Source organism: Mycobacterium sp. BK086, from assembly GCA_004362315.1.
GTDB lineage: Bacteria > Actinomycetota > Actinomycetes > Mycobacteriales > Mycobacteriaceae > Mycobacterium.
In genome coordinates this window covers 503837-517884 of sequence record SNWL01000007.1, presented here as the reverse complement: position 1 = coordinate 517884, position 14048 = coordinate 503837, and the positions used below count along the sequence as shown (strand labels likewise).

The 14048-nt window shown below is 65.1% G+C and carries 10 protein-coding genes; 3 read left to right on the top strand and 7 right to left on the bottom strand.

Annotation, left to right across the window (positions count from 1 at the left end; translation table 11 throughout):
* The 4 genes from EV580_RS26130 to EV580_RS26115 form a co-directional block, all read right to left on the bottom strand.
* Positions 1–1302, bottom strand: a complete 1302-nt coding sequence (locus EV580_RS26130; RefSeq protein WP_133694909.1) for a glycosyltransferase — start codon at positions 1300–1302, stop codon at positions 1–3.
* An 8-nt stretch (positions 1303–1310) separates the two neighbouring features.
* On the bottom strand, positions 1311–2315 hold the full coding sequence (locus EV580_RS26125; protein WP_133694908.1) for an NAD-dependent epimerase/dehydratase family protein: 1005 nt from the start codon (positions 2313–2315) through the stop codon (positions 1311–1313).
* Between the two features lie 46 nt (positions 2316–2361).
* Positions 2362–3744, bottom strand: coding sequence for a nucleotide sugar dehydrogenase (locus EV580_RS26120; RefSeq protein WP_133694906.1), 1383 nt, complete (start codon positions 3742–3744; stop codon positions 2362–2364).
* Positions 3745–3879: 135 nt separating this feature from the next.
* Positions 3880–5148 (bottom strand): glycosyltransferase, encoded by a 1269-nt coding sequence (locus EV580_RS26115; RefSeq protein ID WP_133694904.1) that lies wholly within the window; start codon positions 5146–5148, stop codon positions 3880–3882.
* Between the two features lie 175 nt (positions 5149–5323).
* Here EV580_RS26115 and EV580_RS26110 point away from each other — a divergent pair, with 175 nt between their 5' ends.
* From EV580_RS26110 to EV580_RS26100, 3 genes are all read left to right on the top strand, one after another.
* The gene (locus EV580_RS26110; protein WP_133694902.1) at positions 5324–6964 is read left to right on the top strand and encodes a GMC oxidoreductase; all 1641 of its coding nucleotides are present in this window, start codon (positions 5324–5326) and stop codon (positions 6962–6964) included.
* A gap of 63 nt (positions 6965–7027) precedes the next feature.
* A complete protein-coding gene (locus EV580_RS26105; RefSeq protein WP_133694900.1) occupies positions 7028–8146 on the top strand; it encodes a class I SAM-dependent methyltransferase in 1119 nt (372 codons plus the stop codon).
* A 111-nt stretch (positions 8147–8257) separates the two neighbouring features.
* Positions 8258–10444, top strand: coding sequence for an acyltransferase family protein (locus EV580_RS26100; RefSeq protein ID WP_221220560.1), 2187 nt, complete (start codon positions 8258–8260; stop codon positions 10442–10444).
* On the opposite strand, the gene EV580_RS26095 is transcribed toward EV580_RS26100, so the two are convergent.
* The 3 genes from EV580_RS26095 to EV580_RS26085 all read right to left on the bottom strand — a co-directional run bounded on the left by EV580_RS26095 (position 10441) and on the right by EV580_RS26085 (position 14022).
* Positions 10441–11613, bottom strand: a complete 1173-nt coding sequence (locus EV580_RS26095; RefSeq protein ID WP_133694897.1) for an acyltransferase family protein — start codon at positions 11611–11613, stop codon at positions 10441–10443. The genes EV580_RS26100 and EV580_RS26095 overlap by 4 nt on opposite strands.
* A 3-nt stretch (positions 11614–11616) precedes the next feature.
* A complete protein-coding gene (locus tag EV580_RS26090; RefSeq protein WP_133694895.1) occupies positions 11617–12891 on the bottom strand; it encodes a glycosyltransferase in 1275 nt (424 codons plus the stop codon).
* A gap of 132 nt (positions 12892–13023) precedes the next feature.
* A complete protein-coding gene (locus EV580_RS26085) occupies positions 13024–14022 on the bottom strand; it encodes a Gfo/Idh/MocA family protein (protein ID WP_133694894.1) in 999 nt (332 codons plus the stop codon).
* Positions 14023–14048 lie beyond the last annotated feature (26 nt).

Genomic DNA, 14048 nt, shown 5'->3' with positions numbered 1-14048 from the left:
CTAGCCTCTTTCGGCTTGCGTGCGGCCCACGAAAGGAGCGCGAGCATAAGCCTCGACGAGGTCAGCCGTGGCCGCGACGCTGTCCGCGGGCTTGGTCATTTTCGCCGCAAGCCGGCGAGCTCGGCCGACGTAGTCGGGGGCGAGAATCTTGCGCAGGTCCGCAACCAGAGACTTCTCGGTGGCCGCCAAGAAGCGGCGCCCGGTGCCGACTTTCAGTCGTTTGAGCCTGCCCGCCCAGAACAACTGATCGGGCAGCCTCCACAGGATCATCGTGGGGCGCCCGGAGCGCAGCCCCGCATTGGTCGTGCCCGAACCCCCGTGATGCACGATCGCGCGGCAGGCCGGGAAGACCTCCGCATAGTTGATCGTGCCAACCACCTTGACGTGCCCGAACTTCGGTACGCCACTGAAATCGGCCACACCCGCGCCGATCAGCGCTCGCTCGCCCAGTGTGGCGCAGGCCCCTGCGATCATCGCGATCGTGTCATTGGCGGATTCCATTGGCATGCTGCCGAATCCGAAGAAGATCGGCGGTGTTCCCTCGGCGATCCACGACTTGACATCCGTATCGTCATCCGCGGGCATCTCCAGTGTCAATGCGCCGACAAAGGGCCGTCGGGGCGGCGACTGCGCGTTCCAGCTCGACCACTCGTCCGCCAGCCCGGGAAAGCACACTGCGTCGTAGGCCTGGATCTCCATGCTTCCGCGTTCGGCGATCCGTCGTGTCCAGTGCCCCGTCGACTTCGGCAGGCCGAGATCGCGGCGCTGGGCGTCGTCATTGGCCCGATGCCCACGCCAGGTCAGCCACTCCGATATTCGCATCACCGCGCGACCGAAAGGTGGCGGCAACACGGGCAGCAGCCGGCCGTTGACCCGCAACGGGAAGTGTTGCAACGTGGCCAGCGGGATGTGGCAATACTCTGCGACATTGGCGACGATGCCTTCGTAATTCATGCCCGTCACCAGCAAGTCGGCACCGTCGGCGACCGCCATGAGCGTCTTGCCGGCCGCTTCGCGCCCCTCATCGATCGGGTCGGCGAACTCGTGCACGAGCCTGCCCAATTCTTTGAGCCGCCACGGCTTGCTGAACAGTAGGGCGAAGTACTCCTGGTGCGGCTCGATGATCGCCTGCACGGTCGGTCCGTAGGCGACCGCTGTGGGTCCCGCGGACGAAGCGAATTCGACGAGGTCAGGCGCGACGACGAGATGAACGTCGTGCCCGCGACGCACCAGCTCGCGACCCAACACCGCGAATGGTTCCACTTCGCCGCGAGATCCCCAGTTGGCCAACACGATTTTCATCGCGAAGACTAGCCCTGCCCATCCCCGGCGGGTTGCTGGAGGTACCAAGGATTGGCCCGGGCCCACTCGATGGTGCGGCGGATACCCTCTTCGACGTCGACCTGCAAGCGCCAGCCCAATTCTCGCTGCGCCTTGGTCGAGTCCGGGATACGACGCGGAATGTCTTCGTAGCGGCCGCCGAAACGCGCTGCGGTATCAACGGATTCGGCGCTGGATACCGAGTCGACGTCGGCGATCTTGATCGCCATGTTGACCGCGTCACGCATGCTGGTCTCGGTCATGCTTCCGACGTTGAACGCCTCACCGATCGCCGCGTCGCTGTCTGCCGCGAGCAAGGTTCCGGCAACGGCATCGTCGACATAGGTGAAGCAGCGCGTCTGGTCACCCGAGTCATAGAGCAACGGTTGGCGGCCGTTGAGGATCCGATGCACGGTCTGCGACACCACGAAGATCGGATTCTGGCGCGGCCCATACACATTGAAGTACCGCACCACCGTCACCGGCAGCCCACGGGCAGCGTGCATGGCGAACACCAGATGCTCGGCCATCCCCTTGCTCGTGCTGTAACTCCAGCGGGCAGTCTTCGTCGAGCCCAGCACCCGGTCATGATCCTCCGCCCACGGCGGGTTGGGGTTCTTGCCAAACACCTCGGAGGTACTGGCGAACACCACCCGAATTCCGTTGCGGTGGCTCAGTTCCAGCACATTGCGAGTGCCGATGACATTGACGTCGAGAACCTGGAGCGGATCGTCCATGTAGTTCTTGACGCCGACCACCGCTGCCAGATGGAACACCGTGTCGACATCGGGCGTCAAGGCTTGTTCGAGTGCTGCCAGGTCGGTGACATCGCCCTGCACGAAACGGAAGTTGGGGTTGCTGTCGAAATCGATGCTGCTGTCGCGGGTGTTCTTCGCGAAGTCGAAGATGGTGACAGTGTCGCCGCGTTCCAGCAGCGCGGTCACCAAATGCGATCCGATGAAACCATAGCCGCCTGTGACGACGACATTGGACATAGTTGCTCTCTCGTTCTATAACGGTTTGCGGATATCTGTCAGCCGGCTAGCGGCCGATACCCTTATAGATGAAGCCCGCCGCCCGCGCTGCCGCCGGGTCAAAGCTGTTGCGTCCGTCGAGAAATACACACCGGTCCGCTGCCAGCTCCGCGAGTCGCACCAACGGAATCTGGTGGAACTCCCGATGGCCGGCAAGGACAACCAGTGCGTCGGCATCCTTCACCGCGGATTCGATGTCCGGGCTCAGCGGGACCTTGGTGACGGTATGCGCTTCTTCGTCCGGCACCCAGGGGTCATGGACGGTCAACTGACATCCGGACTCTTCCAGCAGTGCCACGACATACTTGGTCGGCGTGAGTCGGCAATCGCCCGTGTTGTTCTTGAACGCGATACCCAGGACCGCGATCTTGCTGTCCTCGATCGCCTTGTCCTGATCGGCCAGGAGCTGGGTGAGCAACCCATAGGTGTAGCTGGGCATCGTGTCGTTGACCGTCCTCGACGTCTTCGGCACGTGCAGATCCAGTCCCAGCGTCTCGCCAAGGTGATTGACGAACCACGGATCCTTCGTGAGGCAGTAGCCACCGACACCCATACTCGGGCTGAGGATGTTGACGTTGTGCATGCCCTTCGGCATCGAGTTGGCCGCGGCGATGACCTGGAGAACGTCCATGCCGAGTCGGTCGCAGACCTTGGCCAGCTCGTTGGCCATCGAGATGTTCAGGTCGATCCAGAGATTGTCGGCGAGCTTGACCATCTCGGCCGTCCGCGGATCCTCGACGACGATCGACTCCAACCCGAGGCCGTGGCGCCACAGCGTGGCGCAGCTACGCGCGCTGCGCTCGTCGACGGCCCCGACCACGACGGGAATAGAGGTTAGTTCCCGGATGGCCTGCCCTTCGGCGAGCCGCTCGGGGCAGAAGGCCAACCCGAAGTCGACACCGGCTTTCAAACCGGACGCCTCTTCCAGAATCGGCTGCACCAGCGTCTCGGTGGTGTCGGGCGGCACGGTGCTCTTCAAGATGACGAGGTGGCCGGGGCGCAGGTGTTCGCCGACCGCCCGCGCGGCCGCCTTGATGTCGTCGACGATGGGCTCGTAGTCCGGCCCGAGCGGAGTGCCGACGGTGACGATGATGAAGTCGTTGTCGGCGATCACGCTGAAGTCCGATGTGGCGCGAAGGCGGCCGACCTGAACACTTTCGGCGACAAGCTCGCCCAGGCCCGGCTCAGGAACGCTCGTCCGGCCCTGGTTGATCTCGTCGACGATGTTGGGGCGCACGTCGATACCCGTCACGGGCCAGCCGCGGTCGGCCAGCACCGCACCGATCACCGTGCCGATGTAGCCGAAGCCCACCACTGCGATCCCCGACCGCATACCGCGGACCAGCAGGTCGATCTCAGCATCGCTTTGTCCGAACGCGCCTCTAGCCATCGCAGTTCCTAGCTCCTTCAACGTTCCCCCGTGCGCGTCCTGGAATGAACCGGACCTCGCGACCAGGCCGGTCGCTGCGCAGCCTAACCAATATTGTGGCCGCCGACCGGAAATTTGGCTGGCTGACGAAAGTGATCAGGCACGGCACTTCACGCGCGCAAATTCCTCCACGCGGTCAGCTGCCGCGACGACGGCATCGGCACGGGACGTCATCCATGGGGCGATCTCGCGGGCCCGTGCCGCATATCCCGGAGCCAGTATCCGACGCAGGTCTTTGACCAGTGATTTCTCGGTGGTGGTCGAGAAGCGCCGCCCGGCACCCACCTTGAGCCGCTTCAGCTGCGCCGCAAAGAATGGCTGGTCAGGCAGCGTCCACAGGACCAGCTGGGGAACGCCCGCCCGCAAGCACGCGGCCACGGTGCCAGAACCACCGTGATGCACGACCGCGCGGCACGTCGGGAAGATGGTTGCGTAATTCACTTGGCCGACCACCTTCACGTGGTCGTACTGCGGAACCTGGCTGTAGTCGGTACCGCCCGCACCGACGATCGCACGCTCCCCCAACTGGGCGCACGCGGCGGCGATCATCGCGACCGTGTCGGCTGGTGATCCGATCGGGACACTGCCGAAGCCGAAGAAGATCGGCGGCGTCCCCGCCGCGATCCACGACGCCGCCTCCTCGTCGGAATCCGTCGGCGACGCCATGGCCAACGCCCCGACGAAGGGACGCTGACCGTCCCACTTGCCCCATTCCCGCCCGAGGCCCGGAAAAACCAGCTCGTCGTAGGCCTGGACCTCGAGTGAACCTCGGCCCGCGATGCGGCGCGGCGCGGAGCTGGTGGCGGCGGGCAGCCCGAGTTCGCGGCGCTGGACGTCCTCGCCCTTACGGGTGCCGCGCCACGCCGTCCACTCGTTCGTGGCCATCGCCAACCGGCTCAACGGTGCTGGCAACAGCGGCAGGAGTTGACCATGGACGCGGTAGGGGAAGTAGTGCAGGGTGACCAACGGGATGTCGTAGGCCTCGGCGACGTTGGCGGCAGGCTGCTCGAAGATCAGCCCGGTCAGCAGAAGGTCAGCGCCTTGGGCCACCGAGGCCAGGGTTCTGGTCATCTCCGCCCAGCAGCCCTCGGCGAATTGCGCGGTCTCGCTGGCCATCCGATTGAGCTCTTTGAGCTTCCACGGTGTGCGGCCGTACAACGTGAAATACCGCCACTGCAGCTCCAGAATGGCTTTGGAATCCAGTCCATACGCCACCGCGGACAGCCCGGCCGCCTCGGCAAAGCCGACCAGATTGGGCGGGACGACCATGCGCACATCGTGGCCTCTGCGCAGCAGCTCACGGCCGACAACCACGGCGGGCTCGATATCGCCGCGACCGCCGTAGCTGGACAGCACAAGTTTCATCGCCGGTTCTGGCCTTTCGATCGTCCTGCGGCACACCGTCAGGAGCAACGGCCATTATTACCGGTTTTTTGACGAGCCAGTAAGCGTTCGGCCATGCCTTCGGCTCAACGTTGGTACCATCCCGAATCGCCCAGTCCAGACCGATCTTTGGGCCATCACGCTGAGGAGCTCGATTTTGGCTGACGGCGCATTGACTGCGCGCGAGACGGAACGCATCGAGTGGGACGTGATCGTGGTGGGCACCGGTATGGGCGGCGGCATGCTGGGTTATCGGCTGGCCCAGGCGGGCCGGCGAGTGCTTTTCGTCGAAAAGGGACGCTCGACATTGCCCGGCGCGCCGGGGGTCATCCGGTCGGCAATGCCCGAACTGGCCGAGCCCGCAGCGGCGCGGTCCACCGCGGCGTATCACGACGCATTGGCGCGCGGGGGACGCTCTACCGACGAGGTCGAAGACATCAGTGGACGGCGCCCCAAGCGTTTTGTGCCGTTCATCGGCAGCGGGACCGGCGGATCGTCCGCGCTGTACGGCATGGTCTGCGAGCGGTTCTTCGAACGGGACTTCACTCCCCGGCAGAATTTCGCCGACCCGGGAGATTCGACGGTGCCGGAGGCCTGGCCGGTCAGCTACGACGAGATGCGGCCCTGGTACGCCGATGCCGAGAAATTGTTGGGAGTCCGCGGCCAGCCCGACCCACTGCGGCCCGAGGCGGCCGATGTCAATCTGCCTGCCGCACCACCATTTTCGGCCGACAACCAGCCGTTGGTGGAGTATCTGACAGGCCGAGGTCTCCATCCCTATCACTTGCCGATGGCCTGTGACTACACCGCCGACTGCGCGACCTGCCAGACCTTTCTCTGTTCCAAGGCGTGTAAGAACGACGCGGCGCGCAACGCCGTCCTGCCCGCGGTCACCGAGCACGGCGCCCAGCTGCTGACCGAATGCCGGGTCCTTCACCTGGAGGCCGACCGCACCGGCGTCCGGCGGGTGATCTGCGAGCACTCGTCGGGCCGATTGACTCTCAAGGCCAAGGTGGTGGTGCTGGCCGCAGGCGCGCTGGCCACCCCGGTGCTACTGCTCAATTCCAGGTCCGGCGATTGGCCCCGCGGGCTGGCCAACGGCTCAGACATGGTGGGCCGCAACCTGATGCGCCACTTCCTCGATCCGATCGAGATCTGGCCCGAGCCCGACTCCACGATCACCGCCGCGAACAAGGAGATCGGGCTCAACGACTTCTACTTCTTTCAGGGGCAGAAATACGGGACCGTGCAGTCGTTCGGTTCAATCCCGCCGATGGAGTGGTTGATCAACCGCCCGGGTCCGCAGGGGCGGGCCTTGCGGATGATGAGCCCGGCGGTGCGCCGGGTCTACGAGAAGTTCTTCACCGGCGGACTGATCCTGGCCGCGATGATGGAAGACCTCCCCTATCGGGACAACCGGGTGTTGCTCCCGGACCGCCCCGGCTCCGACGGTCGCCAGCGGATGCGGATTCAGTACCGGCTCCACCCGAACGAACTCGACCGGCACGCGGAGTTCCTGCGGCTGTTCAAGGAGATTCTGAAGCCGTTCCGCACCCGCGGTCTGGGCAGCGGCAAAGAGAACTCGAACATGGGCCACGTCTGCGGGACCTGCCGATTCGGTACCGATCCGGCAACCAGTGTGCTGAATGCGCAGAACCGCGCGCACGAGGTGGACAACCTCTACGTCGTGGACACCTCGTTTTTCCCGTCCAGCGCAGGCTTGAATCCGAGTCTGACCGTCGCGGCCAACGCGCTGCGCGTAGCGGCACACGTGAATCAGGCAAACTTTGCCAGCTGACGCCGGATCGGGCCTCCCGCACGTCCGGGACACCCTAGTCTGTCCGGAAACCGGAGGTGAGTGTTGAGCGTGGTTGACAGCGGGACAGTGGATCGGACGAGGCAGGCGGTCGACCGGACGAATATCCATCGGGTATGGAAAGCCGTCCTCGTTGCCATCCTGGTGGGGATAGCTGTCGCGTGTTACTTCGCACCCGTTCTGCTCATTGTGATCGGCGTGCTGCTGGTATTGCTGCTCGGCGCACGCGTGGTTTACCGCGGGCACGATCGCTTTATCCCCAACCTGTATGCGAAAGACGTCAGGGTCTACGACGACGCGTATCAGGAATTCATCGCCCGCACGCTCACGGATATCCGACACCACAAGATTCCCGGCCATCCACTGCTCTGGGAAGCGTCCCGGCTGCCGGCGCCGACACCTGAGAACGCCGACGAGCTACTCCTCGATCTGGGGGTCTGGCTCGGCTGGTCGACGCGACTGACAGCCGATGCCACCGGCCGTACCGTCTACGGCTTCGACACCTTCGAAGGTCTCGTCGAGGACTGGCAGATCGAAGATCAGATCGTGATCAAACAGGGCACCTTCTCCCTGTCGGATCCGCTGGCCAGGCGATTTCGACGGGAAACCGGGGTGACCCTGAACGACGGCGTGCCGGATGCGCTCGGCCGGGACGTGCAGTTCGTCAAGGGGCGTACCTACGAGACGCTCGCGCCGTTCCTCGCCGAACGGCCGGGTGCCCCGATCCGGCTCTTCCACATGGATTTGGACACCTACGAGAGTTGCCTGCACGCGCTGGAGACGTGCAAAGACCGGTTTGTCGCGGGCTCAATTCTGGTCTTCGACGAATATCTCGTCACCAATGGTGAGCTGCGCGCGTTCTTCGAGTTCCAGGAACGCTACGGGTTGGAATTCCAGTACCGGGCCTGGGGTCTCGAGGTCGGCGAGATGAACGCCGAGATGGTTATTTCGCGCTGGAAGCGACCTCTCTACTACCTGACTGCCGTAGCCATACATTTGCTGGGCGGACGCTTTCTCTGGAAATTCCTCACCAGGCGGTTCTGGCGGTTTTGGCTCGGCGCTCCGATCGGCGACATCCTCTTCATGATGGGCGCCGCCGGACACCGGAAGTCGGTAAGCCTCGAGATCACCGGCCTGGGAAACCTTGATCCGACGCGACGCTGAACGCCCCAGCAATGTGGTGTTCGGTATCCGTCCTGAACCGCCACAGCGGTGGTTGCCCGGGTGTAAGAATGCCTCGACTCAATTGACGCACGCGAAACAGGTGGGGTGACATTGCGCCAGGCGGACAGCGTTAGTCCTACCGAGGAGCGGCAGGATTCTCGCGCGGAACAGAACAAGTTCCGGCCCGACATCGAGGGACTGCGCGCAGTCGCGGTGGTGGCCGTGGTCCTGTTCCATGCTGCGGTGCCCGGCCTGGGCGGCGGCTACGTCGGTGTCGACGTCTTCTTCGTCATCTCGGGCTTCTTGATCACCGGGCTGCTGTGGCGCGAGGTCAGTACCAGCGGCTCGGTGCGCCTGCGGTCGTTCTACGGAGCCCGGGCCCGCCGTCTGCTGCCCGCCTCGGCCGCGGTGGGTGTCGTGACGATGATCGGGGCGACCTTCCTGCTGCCGCCGCTACAGGCGCCAACCGTTCTGGCCGACGGCATCTGGAGCGCGCTCTACATCAGCAACTACCGCTTCATGTTCGAAGGCGTGAACTACTTCAGCGCCGCCAACCACCTCACTCCCTCGCCCTTCCTGCACTATTGGTCGTTGGGCGTCGAAGAGCAGTTCTATCTCGTATGGGCGCCCTTGATTCTCGGCGTCGCTTGGCTGATGCGGCTCGCGCGCCGGCGTTCCACATCCACAGCCGCGCAATCCCAACGCCCGTATCTGGCCGCGCTCACGCTGGTCGCGATCCTGTCCTTCGGAGTTTCGTTCGTCCTCACGCACGTGATGCCCGCCGCGGCCTTCTATTCGTTGCCCACCCGGGCGTGGCAGCTGGCGGTCGGCGGTCTGGTAGCGCTCACGGCGGGCCACTGGCGCCGCCTGCCTGCGGTGCCCGCCGGGGTGCTGGGCTGGGCAGGGCTGGCGCTGATTCTGTTGGCGTGCACCTGGTTCAGTCCGACCACACCCTTTCCGGGTACCGCCGCTCTGCTGCCCACCGTCGGCGCGGCGCTGGTGATCGGTGCCGGCTGCGCCCTACCGGCGCGAGGCTGCGGCCGGCTACTGGGACTGTCACCCATGCGAGCCATCGGCCGCATCTCCTACTCCTGGTATCTCTGGCACTGGCCTGTGCTGGTGTTGACCCCGTTGATCGTGGGCCACCCGCTGGGCCTCGTCGGTCGGGTGACCGCGGCTCTGCTGTCCGCCGGATTGGCCTGGCTCACCCTGACATTCATCGAGAACCCGCTTCGCTTCAACACCACGATCCGCAACTCGGCCGGCCGCAGCCTCGGCCTGGGCGCGGTGGCCACCGCGATCGCCGTCTGTGCCGGATTGGTGTTGACGCAGGTGGTACCGAGCACCGTCGGGCGCGGCGCACCCGCGGCACCGCTGACGGTCGCGGCAACGCCGGTCCCCGCGGGCGCGGGAATCGATACCTACGACATCGCCATCCGCCAAGCTGTCGCGCAGGTGCAAGCCGCCGTCGCAGCCTCTGCCGACCTCACGGCCGTCCCATCCAATCTTGTTCCCCCGCTTGCGAATGCGGCGGCCGAGGAAAAGGGTGTGTACCTCGGGGGCTGTATGCGCGATTTCCTCGAAACCGGACATCCAGAATGCGCATCGGGTGACACCGCCTCGGCCACCACCGTTGCCCTGGTCGGCGATTCGCACGCCGCGATGTGGAATCCGGCCTTCCGGCAGCTCGCCGACGAACGTCATTGGCGGGTCGAGACTCTCGCGAAGTCCGGCTGCCCCCTGCTGGACCTGACGATCCGCAGCCCGCTCCTGAACCGGGAATACACCGAGTGTGAGCAGTGGCGTGCCGAGATCACGTCCCGGTTGCGCGCCGAGCATCCGCGGCTCGTCGTGCTCAGCACATGGCGCGGATACGGCTCGGCCGACTGGCCATCGGGCTTTGCGGCGTACGACCGCGCGTGGCTCGACAGCCTCACCCGAATTGTGAAGCAGCTGCGCGATATCGGATCACAGGTATTGGTGCTCGGGCCCATCCCCGACCCCCAGTCGGTGGTGCCGGTATGCCTGTCCGCCCACTTGGACGACGTCACGGCCTGTGAGCCGAAACGGGCCGGCGCGGTCAATCCCGCCGGTATCGCCGCGGAGGCCGCCGCCGTCACAGCCGGGGGCGGTCAGTACGCCGACCTCACCGACTTGTTCTGCACGGCCGATCGCTGCCCGGTCATCGTCGACAACACCCTGGTCTACTTTGACTGGAATCACGTGACGCTCGAATACTCCCGGGCTCTGGGCCCGGTGATCGGCGCCTTTGCCGATCGAGCGCTGGCCAGTCGTTAGGCAGGCGGCGCGGCCGCCGGCGGACCGCGCCTGCCCAAACGCGCCTTCAACGACATCGCGGGCTTCTCCACCAGGAACCAGCTCAGTGCCGCCAAAGGCAGTGTGATGACGGCAGCGATGAGCGCGAACACCGGCGGGGCCAGAAAGGCAAGTCCGCAGATCACCAGGATCTGCTGGATCGGAAACGCGTAAATGTAGACGCCATAAGACAAATCGGTCCGTAACCGCAGGCGTGGATCGTGGATGAGCGCGCCCGAAACGACGAGCGCATATGCCAGCGGGAACGCACCGATCCACCGATAGTTGGGCAGCAGGCTGGCCGCCAGGACGATTGCCACACTCAGCGCGACGAGCGACCACCTCGCGGGAATGACATGGCGCACCTGGAACAGCAGCGCTCCCGCCAGGAACATCACCGCGAACCGTGCAGCCGCTCCTTCTGCGATCAGCATCTGGGTCGCCGCATCGAGCGGGGGCCGTTTGTCGGGGGGTGCTTCGACGATCGCACTCATCGAGGGCAATTGGGTGGACCAGAGCACTGCCAGGGCGAGCAAGCTTGGGACCACCCATCGCCGGCGCAACAGTCCGGTGATGCCGAGGACCGCGATGGCGATGTAGCACAACGCCTCCCAGTACAGCGTCCACAGTGAACTGTCCCACTCCCCTGGCAGTGGGACCCCGAGAGGTGTTCCCGCGATATCGCTTTGCCTCATCAAGAGCCCGAAGTTGTTCAGGACGTAGGAAATCGGGCCCGACGACAGCAGCAGTCCGCCGGGCGAGCCGCCTTGGATCGCCACGCTGATCGGTGCGATGACGAACGCGATCACCACCAGGCAGACCCAGAATCCGGGGAGGATGCGCAGCCCTCGGGCGACGAAGTAGTCGCGCAACCGCGGCCTTCTGGTCCAGCTCCACGTGATCAGGAATCCCGAGATCGCGAAGAACCCGTCCACCCAGACATCTCGCAGCAGCTGATGGGCCGGCTCGAAAGATATGGTGCGGCCGGTGATCAGCCACGAGTGCCACAGGATCACGCCCGTTGCCATCGCCAGCCGCCACGCGTTCAGCGCGTTGTTCTGCGGATCGAATACCTCTTCGAGCGTGCCCTTGATCCGACGCGCGACGCTCTCGTCCTCGTTGTCGCCGACTACTTCCGGATTCGCGCTCATCGATCAGCAAACGCGCCCGAGGCGTACGAAATCTTCAACGAGATCGGTGGCGGCTGCCGCGCTTTCGGCCGGCGTCGTCATCCGGGTCGCGAACTCGCGGGCCCGGGTGAGGTAGCCGGGAGCCAGAACCTTGCGCAGGTCGGCGATCAACGACTTCTCAGTCGTCGTGGCGAAGCGCCGCCCGGTACCCAGCTTCAAACGTCGAAGCTGATTGGTCCGCAACCCCTGATCGGGCAGCGTCCACAGTCCCACCTGCGGCACTCCGGCCCGCAGGCACGCCGCGATGGTGCCCGCCCCGCTGTGGTGCACGACCGCGCGACAGAGCGGGAACACCTCGGCGAAGTTCACCAGGCCCACCACCTTGACGTGATCGGGATAGGAGATCGCGCTGAAGTCGGTGGAGCCCGCACCCACCACAGCCCGTTCGCCCAGCCGCTCACAGACGGCGCTGATCATCGCGATCGTGTCAGCCGGCGAGCCGACCGGGACGCTGCCGAAACCGAAGAAAATCGGTGGTGTTCCGCCGGCGATCCACGCCGCGACCTCCTCGTCGGATGCCGTCGACGACTCCAGCGTCAGGGTGCCGACAAACGGACGCTGGCTACCCCAGTGCGCCCATTCGGCAGCCAGCCCGGGAATCCAGACATCGTCGTAACCCTGGATCTCCAGGGAACCGCGTTCGGCGATGCGTTCCGGCCAGGCCGATGTCGCCTCCGGCAGACCGAGCTCACGGCGCTGGATGTCCTCGACCTCTTTGACCACCCCGCTCCACGCCATACGCTCGTAGGCCTTCATCACCGCGCGACCGGTCGATGCGGGCAGCAACGGCAGGACCCTGCCGTTGGCGCGGGTCGGGAAGAAGTCGACCGTGACCAGCGGGATGCCGTAATACTCCGCGACATTGGCCGAGAATTGCTCGAAACCGTAGCCGGCGATGATCAGGTCCGCCCCCTCGGCGAGCGACGCAAGGGTCGCGAACGCCTCCTTCGTCCAGCACCGGGAAACGATCTCCCCGATGTCGGCTCCGAGCTTCGTCACTTCCTTTGGCTTCCAAGGAATTCGGAAGAACGCCGTCCAGTAGTCGCGCTGCGCGTCCATCATCACCTGCGACTCGTCACCCCACGAGACCGCGGTGAGCCCGGCCGACTCGGCGAAGGCCACCACGTTCGGCGGGACCGCGATCGCCACGTCGTGTCCCCTGCGCTGCAGTTCACGACCGATGACGACGCAGGGCTCGACATCGCCACGGACGCCGTGGCATGCCAGGACCACCTTCATCGCAGATCTAGCCTCTCAGCCTCTTCGGCCCGCGCACGCTCGAGGAACACCGGCCAGTATTGCCTGTTTTTTGACGGCCAAGTAAGCGTTTGGCTAACTGGTAGCTGCCTTGCTGGTGGCCGTACACATCGATCAGCTCGGCTCACGGATCGGGAGGCCCGCCGCTCGATAGACCGAGTCGATGACGCTCATGTTTTCGACCGCGTCCAACGGTGACGTCCGAACCGGCTCGCCGCGCAGCACCGCCCCTGCGAACGCCTCCAGTTGGTAGGAGTAGGTGGTGCGACGGGAGAAGCGCTCGGACCGCTTCCCGTTGGCCGACCGGACCGAGAGCATCGGGAACAGGTTGGGCGCTGCGGGACTGAGCCAGCGCAGCTCGCCGTCGTCGCCGACGATCTTCGCGCTCGCCCGGAACAGGTTCCCCGACCACAGCGCGCAGCGCAGCCGGCCGGTGTGACCGCCCGCATAGCGCAGTTCGGCCGTCATGGCGCGATCTACCTGGGGCTTCTGCAATTTCGCCTGTGCTGAAACAACTTCCGGGGTGGAACCGCCAAAGGTCCGGGCCATGTTGGTCACATAGCTGCCGGCGTCCATCATGGCGCCGCCGGCCATCGCGTAGTTGTAGCAGTTGGCTTTGAACGTCGGCAGCATCACGCACAGGGTGACATCCACCCGCCGCAGTGTGCCGATCTCGCCCGACGCGATGATCTGCTCGACGCGGCGGGTCAACGGGTGGTGGCGAAACTGGATCGCCTCCATCACCACCCGATCCGACTTGGCGTCCAGGTCTGCGATTTCCTGGGCCTCGGCGGCGTTGGCCGTGAATGGCTTCTCCACCAGGACGTGCCTGCCTGCGTCCAGCGCCAACTTGGTCCACTTACCGTGCATGCTGGTGGGCACCAGGACGTAGATCGCATCGAGGTCCGGATCGTCGAGCAGTGCCTCGTAGCTGCCGTACGCCTTGGCAATGCCGTACTTGGCGGCGAATTCATCGGCGCTGGGCTGATCACGGGATGCCACCGCGGCCACCACGACGTCGCGGTTGTCCTTGGCCGGATTGAGTATCGTCGTCGGCGCGAAGCTCGACGCGCCCAAGATGCCGATCCGTACCCGGCCCGCGCTATCTGGCATTACTTCTCTCTCCCTGTTCAAACCGC